Origin of the sequence: Streptomyces filipinensis (genome assembly GCF_014649495.1) — a bacterium.
Lineage (GTDB): Bacteria > Actinomycetota > Actinomycetes > Streptomycetales > Streptomycetaceae > Streptomyces > Streptomyces filipinensis.
Window position 1 is genome coordinate 950,148 of the sequence record NZ_BMTD01000001.1, and the last position, 18,271, is coordinate 968,418.

18 protein-coding genes are annotated in these 18,271 nt (G+C 72.5%); 9 read left to right on the forward strand and 9 right to left on the reverse strand.

All coding sequences use genetic code 11. The features are described 5' to 3' along the window. Positions 1-139: 139 nt before the first annotated feature. The gene (locus IE244_RS04290) at positions 140-1,786 is read right to left on the reverse strand and encodes an FAD-dependent oxidoreductase (protein WP_191871238.1); all 1,647 of its coding nucleotides are present in this window, start codon (positions 1,784-1,786) and stop codon (positions 140-142) included. 199 nt (positions 1,787-1,985) lie between these two features. On the opposite strand from IE244_RS04290, the gene IE244_RS04295 reads away from it, so the two are divergent. From IE244_RS04295 to IE244_RS04325, 7 genes are read left to right on the forward strand one after another with little or no spacing between them, the layout of a single operon-like run. Next, complete coding sequence (locus IE244_RS04295) at positions 1,986-3,056, forward strand: SchA/CurD-like domain-containing protein (RefSeq protein ID WP_031173146.1); 1,071 nt, start codon at positions 1,986-1,988, stop codon at positions 3,054-3,056. A gap of 35 nt (positions 3,057-3,091) precedes the next feature. Then, on the forward strand, positions 3,092-3,520 hold the full coding sequence (locus tag IE244_RS04300) for a cupin domain-containing protein (RefSeq protein ID WP_229853939.1): 429 nt from the start codon (positions 3,092-3,094) through the stop codon (positions 3,518-3,520). Next, positions 3,517-4,776, forward strand: a complete 1,260-nt coding sequence (locus tag IE244_RS04305; RefSeq protein WP_191871239.1) for a beta-ketoacyl-[acyl-carrier-protein] synthase family protein — start codon at positions 3,517-3,519, stop codon at positions 4,774-4,776. The genes IE244_RS04300 and IE244_RS04305 overlap by 4 nt, the downstream gene beginning before the upstream one ends. A gap of 7 nt (positions 4,777-4,783) precedes the next feature. Next, on the forward strand, positions 4,784-6,028 hold the full coding sequence (locus tag IE244_RS04310) for a ketosynthase chain-length factor (RefSeq protein ID WP_191871240.1): 1,245 nt from the start codon (positions 4,784-4,786) through the stop codon (positions 6,026-6,028). 22 nt (positions 6,029-6,050) lie between these two features. Next, the gene (locus tag IE244_RS04315) at positions 6,051-6,305 is read left to right on the forward strand and encodes an acyl carrier protein (RefSeq protein ID WP_191871241.1); all 255 of its coding nucleotides are present in this window, start codon (positions 6,051-6,053) and stop codon (positions 6,303-6,305) included. A 1-nt stretch (position 6,306) separates the two neighbouring features. Next, positions 6,307-6,786, forward strand: a complete 480-nt coding sequence (locus tag IE244_RS04320) for an SRPBCC family protein (protein WP_191871242.1) — start codon at positions 6,307-6,309, stop codon at positions 6,784-6,786. A 19-nt stretch (positions 6,787-6,805) separates the two neighbouring features. Next, positions 6,806-7,138 (forward strand): TcmI family type II polyketide cyclase, encoded by a 333-nt coding sequence (locus IE244_RS04325; protein WP_191871243.1) that lies wholly within the window; start codon positions 6,806-6,808, stop codon positions 7,136-7,138. 76 nt (positions 7,139-7,214) lie between these two features. On the opposite strand, the gene IE244_RS04330 is transcribed toward IE244_RS04325, so the two are convergent. Both IE244_RS04330 and IE244_RS04335 read right to left on the reverse strand, forming a co-directional pair. After that, entirely contained in the window at positions 7,215-8,279 is a 1,065-nt protein-coding gene (locus tag IE244_RS04330) for a methyltransferase (protein ID WP_229853940.1), read from the reverse strand. Positions 8,280-8,322: 43 nt separating this feature from the next. Further along, entirely contained in the window at positions 8,323-9,438 is a 1,116-nt protein-coding gene (locus IE244_RS04335; protein WP_191871244.1) for a right-handed parallel beta-helix repeat-containing protein, read from the reverse strand. Positions 9,439-9,630: 192 nt separating this feature from the next. Here IE244_RS04335 and IE244_RS04340 point away from each other — a divergent pair, with 192 nt between their 5' ends. Then, positions 9,631-10,791, forward strand: a complete 1,161-nt coding sequence (locus IE244_RS04340; RefSeq protein WP_229853941.1) for a ferritin-like domain-containing protein — start codon at positions 9,631-9,633, stop codon at positions 10,789-10,791. A 24-nt stretch (positions 10,792-10,815) separates the two neighbouring features. Here IE244_RS04340 and IE244_RS04345 read toward each other — a convergent pair whose 3' ends face one another. The 4 genes from IE244_RS04345 to lipB form a co-directional block, all read right to left on the reverse strand. After that, positions 10,816-11,505, reverse strand: coding sequence for a DUF4191 domain-containing protein (locus IE244_RS04345; RefSeq protein ID WP_191871245.1), 690 nt, complete (start codon positions 11,503-11,505; stop codon positions 10,816-10,818). Positions 11,506-11,564: 59 nt separating this feature from the next. Continuing rightward, positions 11,565-11,762, reverse strand: a complete 198-nt coding sequence (locus IE244_RS04350; RefSeq protein WP_031173128.1) for an SCO2195 family GlnR-regulated protein — start codon at positions 11,760-11,762, stop codon at positions 11,565-11,567. Positions 11,763-11,991: 229 nt separating this feature from the next. Continuing rightward, positions 11,992-12,957 carry a lipoyl synthase gene (gene lipA, locus IE244_RS04355; protein ID WP_191871246.1) on the reverse strand — a complete coding sequence of 322 codons (966 nt, stop codon included), beginning with the start codon at positions 12,955-12,957 and terminating at the stop codon, positions 11,992-11,994. Positions 12,958-13,077: 120 nt separating this feature from the next. Then, positions 13,078-13,875 (reverse strand): lipoyl(octanoyl) transferase LipB, encoded by a 798-nt coding sequence (gene lipB / locus IE244_RS04360; protein WP_191871247.1) that lies wholly within the window; start codon positions 13,873-13,875, stop codon positions 13,078-13,080. Between the two features lie 238 nt (positions 13,876-14,113). Between lipB and IE244_RS04365 the strand changes: the two genes are divergently transcribed. Further along, entirely contained in the window at positions 14,114-15,583 is a 1,470-nt protein-coding gene (locus IE244_RS04365; RefSeq protein ID WP_191871248.1) for an NsdA family TPR-like regulatory protein, read from the forward strand. Positions 15,584-15,737: 154 nt separating this feature from the next. On the opposite strand, the gene IE244_RS04370 is transcribed toward IE244_RS04365, so the two are convergent. Both IE244_RS04370 and IE244_RS04375 read right to left on the reverse strand, forming a co-directional pair. Then, positions 15,738-17,102, reverse strand: a complete 1,365-nt coding sequence (locus IE244_RS04370; protein ID WP_191871249.1) for an NAD(P)/FAD-dependent oxidoreductase — start codon at positions 17,100-17,102, stop codon at positions 15,738-15,740. 206 nt (positions 17,103-17,308) lie between these two features. After that, positions 17,309-18,208 (reverse strand): TIGR01777 family oxidoreductase, encoded by a 900-nt coding sequence (locus IE244_RS04375; protein ID WP_191871250.1) that lies wholly within the window; start codon positions 18,206-18,208, stop codon positions 17,309-17,311. Between the last annotated feature and the right edge of the window lie 63 nt (positions 18,209-18,271).

Genomic DNA, 18,271 nt, shown 5'->3' on the forward strand with positions numbered 1-18,271 from the left:
CCCCAAGGGAGCCGCAGTGCGCTTGCCCGCGAAACCACACCGCCGCAGCTGCGGGCGGTCGTGCCGCTGGGGCGGCACGGATGGGCGCAGCGGCACCCCGCGAGCGGGGGCGAGCGGCCCACCCCCGCCCAGCTCCGGCTCACGCTTTCCGCAGCACCGCCCCCAGTGCCTCCCGCAGCTCCGCCTCCGGGGCCGCTGCCGCGTCCACCGAGCGCCACGCCACGAACCCGTCCGGGCGTACCAGCACCGCCCCCTCCGGCGTCGTACCGTGCGCCGCTGCCCAGTCGCCGTCGGGGCCGTCGTAGGTCAGGTCGGCCTCCGGCCTCGTACCGATGCGGTACGCGTCCAGCGGTACCCCGTCCGTGTCGGCGATGCGGCGGCCGGCCGCCCGCCAGGCGGCCCCCGCGGGCGTCGACGCGTCGCTGAGCAGCACCAGTGAACGCTCGTACAGATCGAGTGTGGAGATCCGCTCGCCCGCCCGGCGCAGCCACAGGTGCGGGGCCCGGCTGCCCGGCTCCCCGGTCAGCCGCATCCCTTCGGGTACGACCGGCTGCTCCGGGTCGGCCCCCACGACGGCGCCCCGCGGGTAGCGGTAGCCGAGGACCACGTTGAGGATGCCGCCGCGCTTGCCGCCGCCGATGCCGGGCGTGGGGGCGAAGCCGGGGTGGCTGTGCTCCACGGAGCGGGCCGAGGCGCGGGCGCTGGTGGCGAGGGCGACCGGCCGGCGCTCGGTGTCGTAGGTGTCCAGCAGACCGGGCCCGGCCCAGCCGTCGAGGACGGCGGCCAGCTTCCAGGCCAGGTTGTGGGCGTCCTGGATGCCGGTGTTGGAGCCGAACGCGCCGGTCGGGGACATCTCGTGGGCGGAGTCACCGGCGAGCAGGACCCGGTCGTCCCGGTACTGTTCGGCGACGCGTTCGGCGGCGCGCCAGGAGGCCTTGCCGGTGATCTCGACGTCGAGGTCGGGGACGCCGACGGCACGGCGGATGTGCCGGGTGAGCCGCTCCTCGGTGAACTCCTCCAGCCTCTCGCCGTGCTCGGGGTGCCAGGGGGCGTGGAAGACCCAGCGCTCCTTGTTGTCGACGGGCAGCAGCGCGCCGTCGGCCTCGGGGTCGGTGAGGTAGCAGCAGATGAAGCGCCGGTCGCCGACGACGTCGGCGAGCAGCTTGGACCGGAAGGTGACGCTCACGTTGGCGAAGAGGTCGCCGGGGCCGCTCTGGCCGATGCCGAGCCGGTTCCGGACGGGGCTGCGCGGGCCGTCGGCCGCGACCAGGTAGTCCGCGCGGACGGTGTAGAGGTCGTCGCCGTCGCGGTCCCGGACGTAGCCCGTCACTCCTTCGGAGTCCTGGGCGAAGGACTCCAGCTCGTGGAAGTACCGCAGGTCGCCGCCGAGGGCGCGGGCCCGGTCCAGGAGCACCGGTTCCAGGTCGTTCTGGCTGCACAGACACCAGCTGGTGGGGCTGAACCGCGCGAGCCCTCCGCCGGGGTCGATCTCCCGGAACAGCCACTCGCCGGCGTCGCCGGCCAGCGTCGGGGTCTGCAGGATGCCGTGGTTGTCCGCGAGGAGGGCGGCCGCCGTCTTGATGTCCGGCTCGATGCCGGCCACCCGGAACAGCTCCATCGTCCGCACGTTGTTGCCGCGGCCGCGCGGGTGGACCGAGGTCCCGGAGTGCCGCTCGACGAGCATGTGCCGCACGCCGAGACGGCCCAGGAACAGGGACAGGGACAGGCCCACCAGTGAGCCGCCCACGACAAGGACGGGCACGTGGTGATCGGCTTTGTGCTGCATCGACGACTCCAGAGGCAGGGGCGGGGGTGTGGGGCACCTCGGAGTTTCCATGCCCTCTCGGGAGGGCTTCGCGTGCTCAATCACCCTCCTGGTTCACACGAGTCGCGCACTCCGGAGGACAGGAACAGGATCAAGGAACGCTGACGTCGCGTCATGGGCGGCGTTCACCCTCTGCTCCCCTGAAGGAGATGTGCGCGGTATGACCACCACGTCGGAAAAGGTTTCGGAACAGCTGGCGCGGCAGGTGTCGAAACGGGTCTCGCAATCCGTCTTCGACGGCTCCCGCCTCCGGGTCGTCCTGCTGGTGGACGTACACGACGGCGCCCAGCAGCAGTTCCTTGAGGCCTACGAGCAACTGTGCAACCAGGTCGCGTCGGTGCCCGGCCACGTCAGCGACCAGCTGTGCCAGTCGATCGAGAACCCCTCCCAGTGGCTCATCACCAGTGAGTGGGAGAGTGCCCCGCCGTTCCTCGCCTGGGTGAACAGCGAGGAGCACGTCCGCATGGTGGAGCCGCTGCACAGCTGCGTCCGGGACACCCGGTCACTGCGTTTCCACATCGTCCGTGAGACGGGTGGCGCGGCGGCGGCCGCCCCCGCGGCCCAGCGCCGGCTGCAGGTCTCCCCGCGGATCGGCGACGGGGTGATCCGGCACGCGCTCACCTTCACGGTGAAGCCGGGCAGCGAGGCCGAGGTCGCGAGGATCCTCGCGGACTACGCCTCGCCCCAGGCGCGGGTCGACGAGACCACACGCCTGTGCCGTACCTCCCTGTTCATGCACGGCAACCGGGTGGTCCGGGCCATCGAGGTGCGCGGCGACCTGCTCGCGGCGCTGCGTCACGTCGCCCGGCAGCCGGAGGTCCGGGCCGTGGAGGAGGCGATCAACCCCTATCTGGAGCAGGAGCGGGATCTCAACGACCAGGAGTCCGCGCGGGTGTTCTTCACCCGGGCGGCGCTGCCGGCCGTGTTCCACGTCACCGCGGACGAGCTGGTCGAGGGCGAGCGGCTCGCGCTGTACTACCCGGCCCGGCCGGGCCGCGGGATGGAGCTTGCGGAACTGCTCGCGCAAGGAGACGAGGCGGCGGCGGAGGACCCGGGCGGCCCGGTCCTGCGCAGCACGATCTTCCAGCGGGACGACGTCGTCGTACGGCTGGTCGACCACCGTGCCGGCGTGCGGGTGGACCTCACCCCGGCGGCCCCGCTGACCGCCCTGCTGGACGGCGCGGCCGTCCGGATGCAGCTCGTCACCGACCGGCGCTCGCCGGACGCCTGAGACCCACGGCCGCATCACACCCACGGAGGACTGTCGTGATCAAACCCCTTCCGAAGATCGTGGACCTCAGCGAGGTCGAGCCCAACACGCGGCGCGGCGGCGATCTGCGCGCCATGCTCACCCCGGCCACGGTGGGCTCGACCAGCGGTTTCATGGGCGTGGCCCTCGTGCAGCCGGGCGACCGCATCGCTGAGCACTACCACCCGTACTCCGAGGAGTTCGTGTACGTCGTCTGCGGCGAGCTGGAGGTGGACCTGGACGGCGAGCCGCACCCGCTGCGGCCCGAGCAGGGGCTGATGATCCCCATCAACATGCGGCACCGCTTCCGCAACGTCGGCAAGGTGGAGGCGCGCATCGTCTTCCACCTGGGCCCGCTGGCCCCGCGTCCGAGCCTCGGCCACGTCGACACGGAGGAGACGGAGCCGGTGGCCGTCGCCGCCGAGGCGGGGCAGGCCCGGTCATGACCCGGCGCGTGGCGGTCACCGGTATAGGCATCGTGGCTCCGGGCGGGATCGGCGTGCCGGCGTTCTGGGATCTGCTCGCCGAAGGCCGTACCGCGACGCGCGGCATCACGTTCTTCGACCCCGCCGGACTGCGGTCGCGGATAGCGGCCGAGTGCGACTTCGAGCCGGCGGCCTACGGTCTGGACGCCGGGCAGGTGGAACGCGCGGACCGGTACATACAGTTCGCCCTGGTCGCCGGCGACGAGGCGGTCAGGGACTCCGGACTCGACGTCGCCCGTGAGGACCCGTGGCGGATCGGGGTCTCCCTGGGTACCGCCGTCGGCGGCACCACCCGCCTGGAGCACGACTACGTCCTGGTGAGCAGCCGCGGGCAGCGCTGGGACGTGGACCATCACCAGGCCGAACCCCAGCTGCACCGGGCGTTCTCGCCGAGCACCGTGGCCTCCGCGGTGGCGGAACGTTTCGGCGCACAGGGTCCGGTGCAGACGGTCTCCACCGGCTGCACCTCCGGACTCGACGCCGTCGGGTACGCCTTCCACACCGTCCAGGAGGGCCGGGCCGACATATGCATCGCGGGGGCCGCGGACTCGCCGATCTCCCCGATCACCATGGCCTGCTTCGACGCGATCAAGGCCACCTCCCCGAACAACGACGACCCCGCGCACGCCTCCCGGCCCTTCGACAACAACCGTGACGGCTTCGTCATGGGCGAGGGCGGCGCGGTGCTCGTCCTGGAGGAACTGGAGCACGCCCGGGCCCGCGGTGCCCGCGTCTACTGCGAGTTCGGCGGCTACGCCACCTTCGGCAACGCCTACCACATGACCGGACTGACCAAGGAGGGTCTGGAGATGGCGCGGGCCATCAAGACCGCCCTCGACCAGGCCCGGCTCGACCCGACGGCGATCGACTACGTCAACGCGCACGGCTCCGGCACCCGGCAGAACGACCGCCACGAGACGGCGGCCGTGAAGCGGGCGCTCGGCCACCACGCCTACGACACCCCGATGAGCTCCATCAAGTCCATGGTGGGGCACTCCCTCGGGGCGATCGGCGCCATAGAACTGGTCGCCTGCGTGCTGGCCCTCGCCAAGCAGGTCGTACCCCCGACCGCCAACTACGAGATCCCCGACCCCGAGTGCGACCTGGACTACGTCCCGCGTGTCGCCCGCGAACGCCGGCTGACCAGCGTGCTGTCCGTGGGCAGCGGGTTCGGTGGCTTCCAGTCCGCGGTGATCCTGACCCGGCCGAGGGAGTGAGGACACGATGAGCGAACCGCAGGATCGGCAGGCGGCCGTCACCGGTATCGGGGTGGTCGCGCCCAACGGCACCAGCACCGACACCTTCTGGAAGGCCACCCAGGAGGGCCTGAGCGTCCTCGACCGGGTCACCCGCGAGGGCTGCGAGCACCTTCCCCTCAAGGTGGCCGGTGAGGTCCGCGCCTTCGACCCGGCGGCCACGATCGAGGAGCGCTTCCTCGTCCAGACCGACCGGTTCACGCACTACGCCATGGCCGCCGCCGACTTCGCGCTCGACGACGCCCGGCTCGGCCAGGCCGGCACCCCCGACGCCCCCTACTCCATCGGCGTGGTCACCGCCGCCGGGTCCGGCGGCGGTGAGTTCGGCCAGCGCGAACTCCAGCAGCTGTGGGGCAAGGGCAGCCGGTTCGTCGGGCCGTACCAGTCCATCGCCTGGTTCTACGCCGCGAGCACCGGCCAGGTCTCCATCCGCCGCGGCTTCAAGGGGCCCTGCTCGGTCGTCGCCTCGGACGAGGCCGGCGGTCTCGACGCCCTCGCCCACGCGGCCCGGGCGGTGCGGCGCGGCACCGACGCGATCGTGGCCGGCTCCACCGAGGCGCCCCTCGCGCCGTACTCGATGGTCTGCCAGCTCGGCTACGAGGAGCTCAGCCGCGAGACCGACCCGGCCCGCGCCTACCGGCCGTTCACCCAGGGTGCGTGCGGGTTCGTGCCGGCCGAGGGCGGCGCCATGCTCGTGCTGGAGGCGGCGGGCACGGCGCGGGACCGCGGCGCCGACGTCCGGGCCGTCGTCGCCGGGCACGGGGCCACCTTCACCGGTGCCTCCCGCTGGGCGGAGTCCCGCGAGGGCCTCGCCCACGCGATCCGGCAGGCCCTGGGGGAGGCCGGCTGCGCCCCCGAGGAGGTCGACGTCGTCTTCGCCGACGCCCTCGGGGTGCCGGAGGCGGACCGCGCCGAGGCGCTCGCGATCGCCGACGTCCTCGGCCGGCACGGCGCCCGGGTGCCGGTCACCGCACCGAAGTCCGGAATCGGCCGGGGGTACTGCGCGGCCCCCGTGCTGGACACCGCGGCGGCCGTGCTCGCCATGCAGCACGGCCTGATCCCGCCGACGCCGAACGTCTTCGACGTCTGCCATGACCTCGACCTCGTGACCGGCCGCGCCCGGCCCGCCGCACTGCGTACGGCGCTGGTGCTCAGCCGCGGACTCATGGGGTCGAACTCTGCGCTGGTGCTGCGGCACGGCGCCGCGCAGTGAGCACAGCAAAGGAGGAAAACACATGTCCCAGATCACCGTGGAAGAACTCGCCGCGCTGATGAAGAAGGCCGCCGGGGTCACCGTCAGCCCCGAGCAGCTCCAGGAGAAGCCCGACACCGGCTTCGACGTCCTCGGCGTCGACTCGCTGGGCCTGCTCGGCATCGTCGGCGAGCTGGAGAACTCACACGGCACCCCGATGCCGGTCGACGCGGAGCGCTGCAAGACGCCCCAGCAGTTCCTCAACCTCGTCAACAGCACTCTGATGGCAGGAGCCTGAGATGGCAGGACACACCCAGAACGAGATCACCATCGCCGCCCCGCTGGACCTGGTCTGGGACATGACCAACGACCTGGAGCGCTGGCCCCAGCTGTTCAGCGAGTACGCGTCGGTGGAGGTCCTCGAACGGGAGGGCGCCAGGACCACGTTCCGGCTCACCATGCACCCGGACGACAACGGCACCGTCTGGAGCTGGGTCTCCCAGCGCGAGCCGGACCGCGACAGCCTCACCGTCACGGCCCGCCGGGTCGAGACCGGGCCCTTCGCCCACATGAACATCCACTGGCGGTACGAGGAGGTACCGGCCGGCACCCGGATGGTGTGGACCCAGGACTTCGCGATGAAGCCGGACGCCCCCGTCGACGACGCCTGGATGACCGACAACATCAACAAGAACTCCAAGGTCCAGATGGCCCTGATCCGCGACAAGATCGAGAAGGCGGCCGCCGGTCACCGGCCCGCCCCGGCCCTGGCCGACTAGCCGGACGGAGGACACGACCGTGCACCAGGCCCTGATCGTCGCCCGCATGGCCCCGGGTTCCGCCCCCGGCATCGCCAAGGTGTTCGCGGAGTCCGACCGCGGAGAGCTGCCGCACCTCGTCGGAGTCGTCCGGCGCAGCCTCTTCCAGTTCGGCGATGTGTACATGCACCTCATCGAGTCCGAGCGCGAGCCGGGACCGGCCATCGCCAAGGTCGCCTCGCACCCCGAGTTCAAGGAGGTCAGCGAGCGGCTTTCGGCGTACGTCAGCGCGTACGACCCGGAGACCTGGCGGTCCCCGAAGGACGCGATGGCACAGCGCTTCTACCTCTGGGAGCGCGACGCCGGCGCCTGACCTGCCCTTCCGGACACCGGTGCCGGGCCCGCGTCCGACGCGGGCCCGGCACCGGTGTTCTCCGGGAAGGTGCGGCTCACACGGGGACCGTGCAGTCGAAGGCGTGCAGATAGGGGTTGACCGGCCGGATGTCGCCGACGGTCAGGCCCGCCGCCTCAAGCCGCCCGACCATGCTCTTCGTGGTGTGCTTGGCCCCGCCGACGTTCAGGAGCAGCAGCAGGTCCATCGCGGTGCTGAAGCGCATCGACGGGGTGTCGTCGACGAGGTTCTCGATGACCACGATCCGCGCACCGGGGCCGCCCGCCTCGACGACGTTGCGCAGCAGCCTGGCCGTGGACTCGTCGTCCCACTCCAGGATGTTCTTGATGACGTAGACGTCGGCCTCGACCGGGACCGACTCGCGGATGTCGCCCGGCACGATCCGCGCCCGCTCCGCCAGGTCGCCGCCCGCGCGCAGCCGGGGCAGGGCGTTCTCCACCACCCGGGGCAGGTCCAGCAGCCAGCCCTGCATCGCCGGGTACTTGTCCAGCAGGCTGGCCACCACGTGCCCCTGCCCGCCGCCGAGGTCCGCCACCGACCTGCTGCCGGACAGGTCCAGCAGCGCGGCGACGTCGCGCGCCGACTGCTCGCTGGACGTGGTCATCGCACGGTTGAACACATCGGCCGACTCGGGGGCGTCCTCGTTCAGGTAGACGAAGAACTCCTTGCCGTAGAGACCCTCGACGACGTTCCGGCCGGTGCGCACCGCCTCGTCCAGCTTCGGCCAGGCGTCCCACGTCCAGGGCTCGGTGCACCACAGGGAGATGTCGCGCAGGCTGTGCGGGTCGTCCTCGCGCAGCAGCCGGGACATCTCGGTGTGGCCGAACGTCCCGTCCGGATGCTCGGTGAAGACGCCGTAGCAGGACAGGGCGCGCAGCAGCCGGCGCAGCGGCTTCGGCTCGCTCTTCACCGCGGCCGCGAGGTCCTCCACGGCCGTCGGAGCGTCCCCGAGCGCGTCGGCGACGCCGAGCCGGGCCGCGGCGCGGACGGCGGCGGCACACGCCGCCCCGAACACGAGCTCTCTCAGCCGCATCGAAGGCGGCGGGGACGGGGGTGCCCCCTGCGCGGGGGGAGCCGAGAGCTCGGGGGATGGTGCGGTCATGTGCCGCCTTCCTTCCTTGCCTGGGTGGGTTACGGCCGTCCGGTCAGCACAGACCAGCGGGCTTGGAGGCCCGGCAGAGGTTGCGCTGGAAGACGTTGCTGCTCTTGGTGGCTTCCTGGTTGACGAGGTCCGCCGGGCCGTTGCCGGCCAGCGAGTTGGCCGTGATCCGGTTCCGCTCGCTCGTGGCGCCCACGAAGCTCTTGAACAGGACGATCCCGCCCGACAGCGGGGACGCGCCGGAGTTGCCGCTGACCAGGTTGTGGGTCACCAGGGTGTCGTCGGCGCCGGTCAGGATGATGCCGGAGCCCTGCAGGAAGGGCAGCCGCGCGGTCGCCGCGCAGTACTTGTCGTTCTGCTCGATGAGGTTGTGGCTGACCGTCAGGGCGCCCGCCTTCGGCTTGTTCTCGTCGCCGACGACGAAGAGGCCCGCGCAGTTGCCGGTGAGGACGTTGTGCTTGACGGTGAGGTTGCGCAGCCGGCGGACGGTGATGCCGATCCGGTTGTCCGCCAGGCGGTTGTGGTCGAGGACGGTGCCCCCGGTGTCGGTGGCTCCCTGCTCCGCCGAGATGGTGTTGGCGAGGAACAGGCCCGCGTCGCCGTTGGACCGGGCGGTGTCGTTCCGGTAGACGCTGCGGGTGGAGCGCTCCTCCGCGATGCCCCACTGGCCGTTCCGGTCGGCCGTCACTCCGCGCACGGTCAGGCCGTCCGCGCCCACGGCGACGACACCGATCCTGGAGAAACCGGTCACCGCCAGGTCGGCGAGGGTGACGTTCCGGACGGGCTCGGTCTTGGTGCCGACCACGCAGATGCCGTTGCCCTGCTCCGCGCAGCTCTTCTGCGCCTGAGCGGTCTCCGTGGCCCTCGCGGTCTTCGCGGTCTTCGCCGTGCTCGCGGCCTTCGGGGCGGCCGGTTCGAGCACCGTGGCCGGGCCCACGCCGCGCAGCGTGATCCCGGAAGTGGTCACCTTGACACTCTCGTGGTACGTCCCGGCCTGCACGAGCACCGTGTCGCCGGACCGCGCGGCGTCCACCGCCTTCTGGATCGACTCACCCGGATGCACGACGTGCACCGGGTGGGCGGCCGAGGCCGGGGTGGCGCCGAGGAGCGTGCCAAGGACCACGGCGCTGCTGACAACGTACGGGATATGGCGTTTTGTCACATTCGGAAGGCTAGAAGCGCATGAGCCGATTACCGGCGGGATGCTCCGTTCGGCGGCGTGTCAGGGGCCGGTCCGCGCCACACCGGCGCCCGGGCGCCCCGGGAACGGCCGCACCGGCTGCTAGCTTCGCCAGCTGTCGAGAGGTCCCGGCAGCCTTGTGCGCGGCCGCGGGCAAGGCGGAGCGGAGGCAACGTGACGGGCACGAACGAGCATCCGGACGGTCCGGCGGTCACACCGGTCGGGCGCAGGGGCTTCCTGGCCTCGGCCGCCCTCGCCGCCACCCCGGCCCCCCTCGCCGCCACCCCGGCCGCCGCGGAACCGGCCGACGGGGCGGCCGCCGCGGGGCCGGCCGACGAGGCGGCTGCCGCGGCCGGCCACCGCGCCGTGGCGCGTCTGCTCGCCGTGGCCGAGGGCGACCGCGGGATCGGCTGGCTGCGGGCGGCCCTGCAGGTCGCCGTGCAACTCGAACTCACCACCATCCCGCCGTACCTGTGCGGATGGTGGTCGGTCCGGGACCGCCGCGGCGAGGCCGCGCGGCTGATCCGGCGCATCGTCGGCGACGAGATGTACCACCTGGGCGTCGTCTGCAACCTGCTCGTGGCCGTGGGCGGGCGGCCGAGGATCAGGGACGCGGCCCCCCGCTACCCCTGCCCGCTGCCCGGTGGGGTGCGCGCCGGAGTGCGCGTGTACCTCTCGGGCCTCACCAAGGCCTTCGTGCGCGACGTGATGATGGCGATCGAGGCCCCCGACACCCCGCTCGCCCGGGCGGCGGCGAGCCCACCCACCATCGGCGACTTCTACGGTGAGCTGCAGAGGGCGTTCCGGCGCACGGAGCCGTATCTGTCGGCCGAGGGGCAGCTGTCGGACCGCATCGGCTCGGACGTGCTGGAGCCGGTCACCGGCCTCGACGACGTCGAACGGGCCCTGGAGATCGTCAAGGAGCAGGGCGAGGGCACCGAGAGCTCGCCGGCCGACGCCTTCCAGGACGACCACCCGGCGCACTACTACGCCTTCGCGGAGATCTACCACGGACGGCGGCTGCGCAGGACCGCCCGCGGCTGGCAGTTCACCGGCGCGCCCGTGCCCTTCCCCGACGCACGCCCCATGGCCCCGGTCCCACCCGGCGGCTGGCACCGGCCGCCGGTCCGGGTCGGCCGGCTGCTGGACCAGTTCGACACCACCTACGCGGCGGTGCTGGACAGGCTCGACGAGGCGTGGGGCGGCGGTGACGGGCGCAGCCTGGGCGCGGCGGTACGCGCCATGCGCGCCATGGAGGAACCGGCGGTGGAGCTGATGGAGACGCCGATCCCCGGCGCCCCGGGGACCTACGGCCCTCAGTTCCGGCCCGTCTGATCAGCCGGGCCGGGGCAGGGGGTGTCAGCGACCCTTGGGCATCCGCATGCCCTTGGGCATGGGCCCCTTGGGCAGCGGCATGTTGCTCATCAGGTCGCCCATGGCCCGCAGCCGGTCGTTCGTGGCCGTCACCTGGGGGCCGGTCAGCACGCGCGGGAACTTCAGCATGGTCGTGCGCAGCTTCTTCAGCTCGACCTGGCCCTCGCCGCCGCCGACGATCACGTCGTGCACCGGCACGTCCGCGACGATGCGGTTCATCTTCTTCTTCTCGGCGGCCAGCAGGCTCTTCACCCGGTTCGGGTTGCCCTCGGCGACCAGCACGATGCCGGCCTTCCCGACCGCCCGGTGCACCACGTCCTGGCTGCGGTTCATCGCCACCGCCGGAGTGGTCGTCCAGCCCCGGCCGATGTTGTCCAGCACGGCGGCCGCGGCGCCCGGCTGGCCCTCCATCTGGCCGAACGCGGCCCGCTCGGCCCGGCGGCCGAACACGATCGCCGTCGCCAGCAGAGCGATCAGCAGACCGAAGATGCCCAGGTAGATCGGGTGACCGAGCAAGAAGCCGATCGCGAGGAAGACACCGAGGGTGCCGATGCCGACGGCCGCGAGTACAAGACCGATCTTCTTGTCGGCCTTGCGGGTCATCTTGTACGTGAGAGCGATCTGCTTCAGCCGCCCTGCGTTCGCGGCGTCCGCCGCGGTTTCCTTCCTCGCCATGCCACGAAGTCTACGTGTCCCCGGGAGTGCGGACGACGGCAGTGCCCGGGGGGCGGGGATCAGGAGCGGTCGGCGGCCTGCTCCAGGAAGCGCTGCGCCTCGACCCGGTCCTTGGCACGCCGTCGGTCCTCCAGCACGGAGGTCCACGCGTTACGCCGGGCGGTGCGCTGGCCGCCGCTCATGAGCAGGGACTCGACGGCGCGGAGGGCATCGGTGAAGGACGGGATGGCGGTGGCGCGTACGGGCGCGGCCTGCATGATCGAGGTCCCCCCTCGGAGCGGGTGGTGTACGAGGCGTGATACCAGAGTCACTGATTGGTGTTACCAGGGCGTGTCCGACCGGTCAAACGCCAATGAAGCCTTGATACAGAGCGCTGAAACGCTGACGCGGCCCTGACGTCGCCCTCATCAGCGAGGACGCTCAGGACCGCGTCGACTCGGCCATTACTGGCCGGTAAGTGCTTGTGCGTGAATTCACACGCTGCGCTCACACCGCCTGGGACGCGATGTAGGAACCACGCTTCTCGACCGCCATCTGGTACAGCCGCCCGGCGCGGTACGACGAACGCACCAGCGGACCCGACATGACGCCGGAGAAGCCGATCTGCTCGGCCTCCTCCTTCAGCTCCACGAACTCCTGCGGCTTCACCCAGCGCTCGACCGGGTGGTGGCGGACGGAGGGGCGCAGGTACTGGGTGATGGTGATCAGCTCGCAGCCCGCCTCGTGCAGCTGCCTGAGCGCCTCGCTGACCTCCTCGCGGGTCTCGCCCATGCCGAGGATCAGGTTGGACTTGGTGACCAGGCCGACGTCGCGGGCCTCGGTGATGACCTTCAGGGAGCGCTCGTAGCGGAAGCCGGGGCGGATCCGCTTGAAGATCCGCGGGACCGTCTCGACGTTGTGCGCGAAGACCTCGGGGCGGGCGGAGAAGACCTCGGCCAGCTGCTCGGGGACCGCGTTGAAGTCGGGGGCCAGCAGCTCGACCTTCGTACGGCCGCCCTCGCGCTCCGCCGTCTGCGCGTGGATCTGGCGCACGGTCTCGGCGTACAGCCAGGCGCCGCCGTCCTCCAGGTCGTCGCGGGCGACGCCGGTGATGGTGGCGTAGTTCAGGTCCATCGTGACCACGGACTCACCCACGCGGCGCGGCTCGTCGCGGTCCAGGGCCTCGGGCTTGCCGGTGTCGATCTGGCAGAAGTCGCAGCGCCGGGTGCACTGGTCGCCGCCGATGAGGAAGGTCGCCTCGCGGTCCTCCCAGCACTCGTAGATGTTCGGGCAGCCGGCTTCCTGGCAGACCGTGTGCAGGCCCTCGCTCTTCACGAGGTTCTGCATCTTCGTGTACTCGGGGCCCATTTTCGCCCGGGTCTTGATCCACTCGGGCTTGCGCTCGATGGGGGTCTGGCTGTTGCGGACCTCCAGGCGCAGCATCTTGCGTCCGTCGGGTGCGACTGCGGACACGACCGGCTCCCTAAGCTTTGATTCTTCGGCGTACACCAGGGTACGCCCGTGTTCATTGCGCCCTGTCGGTGAGATCAACCTCACGGTCGCAGGGCGCATTCCCCCGGACGGCCGAGCGGATCAGGCGCTCGCCCTCTCGATCTCCCGCGGCCTCAGGTCCGCGTTCCCGAGGACGTCCAGCAGGTGCTTCTCGGCCACCGGCAGGACCTCGTCGAGGGTGACCTCGCGGCCGAGCTCGTGCGAGAGGGAGGTGACGCCCGCGTCGCGGATCCCGCACGGGATGATCTTGTCGAAGTTCGAGGTGTCCGGATTCACGTTCAGGGCGAAGCCGTGCATCGTGATGCCCTTGGCGACGCGGATGCCCATGGCGCAGATCTTGCGGTCCTCGCGGCGCTGGCCGGCGTTGGAGGGGGCGTACTCGGGGCCGTTGAGCCGGGGGTCGAACTCGGGGTCGGTGGTGCGCGGGTCGAAGTCGAGGGTGAGTCCTCCGAGCGCGGGGCGCTGCTCGACCGGGTCGCCGAGGACCCAGACGCCGGCGCGGCCCTCGACCCGGGAGGTCTCGATGCCGAACTCGGCGCAGACCCGGATCATGACCTCCTCCAGCCGGCGCAGGTGCGCGACCACGTCCACCGGGCGCGGGAGCTTCTGGATCGGGTAGCCGACCAGCTGGCCGGGGCCGTGCCAGGTGATCTTGCCGCCGCGGTCCACGTCGATGACCGGGGTGCCGTCCAGCGGACGCTCGCTGTCCTCGGTACGGCGGCCGGCGGTGTAGACCGGGGGGTGTTCCAGGAGGAGCACCGTGTCCGGGACCTCGTCGGCGAAGCGCGCCGCGTGCACCCGGCGCTGCTCGTCCCAGGCCTCCTGGTAATCGACGGCGTCCGCGCCGAACCCCATGCGGACGAACCGCAGCTCACTCACGGCAAGCGCCTCCCTCAGCGACCGGTGTGTCAGGCACGTGACGCGCCCACGCCACTGTACGACCGACCGACGTACGTCAGCTCTACGGGCTTTCCTCACACGATCGGATGAATGCGGTGGGAAGCGTGTGATCGGGTGCTCACTCTCCGCTACATTCACGCCGTTCGTGCGGCCATAAGGGCTGCTCAAAGGCAATCCGGCACTTCAGAGGCACGGAAGGCAGGAGACCGCACCGCAGATGACGGACCGACCCGCGCAGCGCACCCCCAACCGCCAGCTCGCCGCGCTCATCGCAGAGGCAGGGTTCTCCAACGCGGGTCTGGCTCGTCGCGTCGACCAGCTCGGGCTGGAGCACGGGCTGGACCTGAGATACGACAAGACCTCGGTCACCCGCTGGCTGCGCGGGCAGCAGCCGCGCGGTACGACCCCGGCCCTCATCGCCGAGGTCTTCACCCGCCGGCTCGGGCGCAGGCTCACCGCCCAGGATCTCGGCCTGGACGCGTGCGCGCCGGTGTACGCCGGGCTGGAGTTCGCCGCCACCCCCGAGGAGGCCGTCGACATCGTCAGCGGGCTGTGGCGCAAGGACTCCGGCAGCCACGCCGAGCTGCGCAAGATCGCCTTCACCCCGGCCGGGCTCGTGGTGCCCAGCCGGGACTGGCTGATCGGCAAGCCGGACGACAAGGTGGCCCGCGAACAGACACCCCGGGTGCCCCCGCAGGGCCGTCCCGCCCCGGCCAGGCCGCAGGGCCGGCCGGTGCTCACGCTGCCGCCCCGCACGCGCGGGCACGCCGAGCGCGCCCCCGGCCACAAGGTCACCAACGGGGACATCAACGCGCTGCGCTCGGTCGGCGAGCTGTTCCGCACCCTCGACGACCGCTACGGCGGCGGCCACGCCCGGCAGGCCCTCGTGCGCTACCTGGAGCACGAGTGCGAGCCGATGCTCCGCGGCGCCTACGACGAGCAGACCGGCCGCCGGCTGTTCGGCGCCGCCGCCGACCTGACCCGGCTCGCGGGCTGGACCTCGTACGACATCGCCGCGCACGGCCTCGCCCAGCGCTACTTCGTGCAGGCCCTGCGGCTCGCCCAGGCGGCCGGCGACCGCGCCTACGGCTCCTACGTCCTGGTCACCATGAGCCGCCAGGCCGTCTATCTCGGCCACGGCAGGGAGGCCGTCCAGCTGGCCCGGGTCGCCCAGCAGGGCGCGGGCACCGGTGGCCCGCCGGTCGTGCAGGCGCTGCTGCACGCCTCCGAAGCCAGGGCGCACGGCGTGCTCGGCGAGGTGCGGGCGTGCACGGCGGCGCTCGTGCGGTCCGAGCGCGCCCTGGAGGCGGCCCGGCCCGGGGACGACGTGCCGTACTGGGCCACGTTCTTCGACGAGGCACAGCTCGCCGACGAGTTCGGGCACTGCCACCGGGATCTGCAGCAGTTCCGGGCGGCCGCCCAGCACGCCGAACGCTCGCTCCAGCTCCGCGCGCCCGCCCACGCCCGCAGCCGGCTCTTCTGCCGGGTCGTCCTCGCCACGGCCCGGCTCGGCCTCGGCGAACTCGACCAGGCGTGCGCGCTGGCCGTCGAGGCCGCGGGCCAGGCCGCGGAGATGAGGTCGGCCCGGGCGATCGAGTACGTACGGGACTTCGAGCGCCGGCTGGAACCGTACCGGGACGCGGCACCGGTGAGGGGGTACCGGGAGAAGGTCGCCGCACTGGGGTAGGGCGCTTCCGCCCGCCGCGGTGGTGCCCGGCCACGACGGTGGTGACCCGCGGTGCCGAACCGGCCAGGGCCACTCGCCGTGTCGGTGCCGGTCGCCTGCTCGGTCACGCGCCGTCGTGGCTGGTCGCGCGGCTGCCCGCGCCCCCTTCGGGCGCCTACGCCGCCCTCGGCAGCGTGGGTGCCGGATCCGCGCGATGCATCGAGCCCGCGGCGCCCAGATCCGCCAGGATCGCGGACGCGGCCCGGTGGGCGGAGTGCAGGGCGCCCTGGATCGTGCTGGTGTCGCGGTGGTCGCCGCAGACGTACAGGCCGGCCAGCAGGCGTACCGGGCGGCGCAGGTCGTGCGGTGGGCGCATGGCCGGGACGGCCTCCCGGGTGTGGTGCACGGCCAGCGTCTCCCAGCGGCGCGTCGAGGTGCCGTAGAGCCGGGCGAGGTGGATCCGGACCGCGGTGTCGACGCCCTCGGGCGGGGTGCCGAGCACCGTCGAGGAGATCAGCACCCGGCCGCCCGGCGCCCGGCTCGGGTCCACGTTGCTGAGCACCGCCGTGTGCGCCACCGGCCCGCCGCGGTCGGCGTCCAGCAGCAGCGAGGTGCCCGCCGCGAACGCCGGCGCCGGGTCGTCGGTGGTGTGGTGGACCACGGTCACCGGGTGGAAGTCCGGTACCCGCAGGCCGGGCAGCAGCTCCGCCGCGGCCCGCGCGTCGGTCGCCAGCAGCACCGCCCGGCAGCGGATCGGGCCGTGCTCGGCGGTGGTCACCGAGGTCGTGGCCACCGAGGTGACCCGCACCCCGGTGTGCACGGTGCCGGGCGGCAGCGCCCGCGCCAGCAGCTCCGGCAGCATCTCCGCGCCGCCCTCCGGCACACACAGCAGGCCGCTCGCGAAAGAGCGCAGCGCGAGGTCGGCACACCGGCTGGAGGTGGTCAGCTCCGGATCGCACAGCAGCGTGGCGAGCAGCGGGCGCAGAAATCCCTCGATCGTGCGTCCGGGCACCCCGCGCTGGGCGAGGGCCTGGCCGGCGGGCATCTCGGGGCGGGCCAGGATGCGTTCGACCGGGGTGGCGGCGATCCGGCCCAGGGCGGCGCCGAGCCGGGCCTGGTCGACCGCGCCGCCCACCGGCGTGCCGACCCGGCCAGGAGCGGGAGCCGGCCCCCTGGGGGCGCTTGCAAGGGCGCGCACCGCATGGAGTGCGCCCCTTGCGCTCCCTCCGGCCGCCGGTGCACCCGCGCGCTGTGCGCGTCCGTCGCGGTGCAGCAGGACGCCGGGCGCGAAGGTGCGCAGGACGAGGGAGTCCAGGCCGGGGGTCGTACGGAGTTCGGGGTAGGACGTGGACAGCAGCTGTCCGATGCGGTCGAGCCGGAACCCGTCGACCTTCTCCGTGGACATGCGGCCGCCGGCGTACGGGGCGGCCTCCAGGACTGCGGTCGAGATTCCGGCACTGGTCAGCCGATGAGCCGCCGAGAGCCCGGCGATGCCGGCTCCCACGATGACGACGTCCACCTGGTACGCGGGCTCAAGCACGAGGCCCCTCCTGTGGTTGCGCGGCCGGTGGAGACGTCATGCCCCCAACTGGCTTTAGGGATACCCGAGTTCGGGTCGAGGTTAGGGCTGCGATCGGTCATAAACAGTCGCGCACCGACAGGGCACGGTCGCATGGAGGTCGCATACGGTCACAGGAAATCTCAGGAGGCTGCAGAAGCGCGCAGGAAGGAGGTCTCCCGTGTACGTCACGCCGCCCGGATGGCGTCGTCGATCCCCGCGAACGCGAACCGGAACCCGGCCGCCGACAGCCGCCTCGGCACCACCCGCTGACTGCCCAGCACATCCCCGGCCAGCTCGCCCAGTGCCGCCCGCAGCACCGGCGCGGGCACCGCGAACGGCGCCGGGCGGCGCAGCACACGCGCCATCGCCGCCGTGATCTCACGGTTCGTCAGCGGCTCGGGGGCCGTCAGGTTGAACGGGCCGGCCAGCGTGTCGTGGTCGATGAGATACCGGATCGCGGCGACCTCGTCGTGCAGCGCGATGTACGACCAGTACTGCCGCCCGTCGCCCAGCCGGCCCCCGAGCCCGGCCCGGAACAGCGGGAACAGCCGCCCCCAGGCCCCGCCGCCCCGCGCCACCACCAGCCCCGTCCGCGCGAACACCGTGCGCACGCCCGCCTCCTGCGCGGGCGCCGCCGCCTCCTCCCACTCCACGCACAGCGAGGGCAGGAAACCGTCCCCCGGCGGCGCCTCCTCGTCCACCACCTGGTCGCCGGTGTCGCCGTAGATGCCGATCGCGCTGCCGTTGACGAACACCCGCGGCGGCACCGGCAGCGCGGCCACCGCCTCCGCCAGAGCCGTCGTGCCCAGCACCCGGCTGTCCCGCAGCTGCCGCTTGTACGACGGCGTCCAGCGCTGGTCGCCGATCCCCGCCCCGGCCAGGTTGACCACCGCGGCACAGCCGGTCAGCCCGGCCGCGGTCTTCTCGACGGCCCGTCCCTCCGGGTCCCAGCAGACCTCGTGCGGCCCCGCGGCCGGTCGGCGCACCAGCCGTACCACCTCGTGCCCGTCCGCGGTCAGGGACCGCACCAGGGCGCTGCCGATGAGCCCGGACGCGCCGGCCACGGCGATTCGCATACGCTCCATGGCCCCAGGATGCCCCGGCGAAAACCCCGTGAGGCGCTCCGCCGCCCGCCGTAGGGTGATCGT

Bases quoted from the DNA above. Each gene is read 5' to 3' on its own strand.
- IE244_RS04290 (WP_191871238.1), bottom strand. From the start codon at position 1,786: ATGCAGCACAAAGCCGATCACCACGTGCCCGTCCTTGTCGTGGGCGGC.
- IE244_RS04295 (WP_031173146.1), top strand. From the start codon at position 1,986: ATGACCACCACGTCGGAAAAGGTTTCGGAACAGCTGGCGCGGCAGGTG.
- IE244_RS04305 (WP_191871239.1), top strand. From the start codon at position 3,517: ATGACCCGGCGCGTGGCGGTCACCGGTATAGGCATCGTGGCTCCGGGC.
- IE244_RS04310 (WP_191871240.1), top strand. From the start codon at position 4,784: ATGAGCGAACCGCAGGATCGGCAGGCGGCCGTCACCGGTATCGGGGTG.
- IE244_RS04315 (WP_191871241.1), top strand. From the start codon at position 6,051: ATGTCCCAGATCACCGTGGAAGAACTCGCCGCGCTGATGAAGAAGGCC.
- IE244_RS04320 (WP_191871242.1), top strand. From the start codon at position 6,307: ATGGCAGGACACACCCAGAACGAGATCACCATCGCCGCCCCGCTGGAC.
- IE244_RS04330 (WP_229853940.1), bottom strand. From the start codon at position 8,279: ATGACCGCACCATCCCCCGAGCTCTCGGCTCCCCCCGCGCAGGGGGCA.
- IE244_RS04345 (WP_191871245.1), bottom strand. From the start codon at position 11,505: ATGGCGAGGAAGGAAACCGCGGCGGACGCCGCGAACGCAGGGCGGCTG.
- IE244_RS04350 (WP_031173128.1), bottom strand. From the start codon at position 11,762: ATGCAGGCCGCGCCCGTACGCGCCACCGCCATCCCGTCCTTCACCGAT.
- IE244_RS04365 (WP_191871248.1), top strand. From the start codon at position 14,114: ATGACGGACCGACCCGCGCAGCGCACCCCCAACCGCCAGCTCGCCGCG.
- IE244_RS04375 (WP_191871250.1), bottom strand. From the start codon at position 18,208: ATGGAGCGTATGCGAATCGCCGTGGCCGGCGCGTCCGGGCTCATCGGC.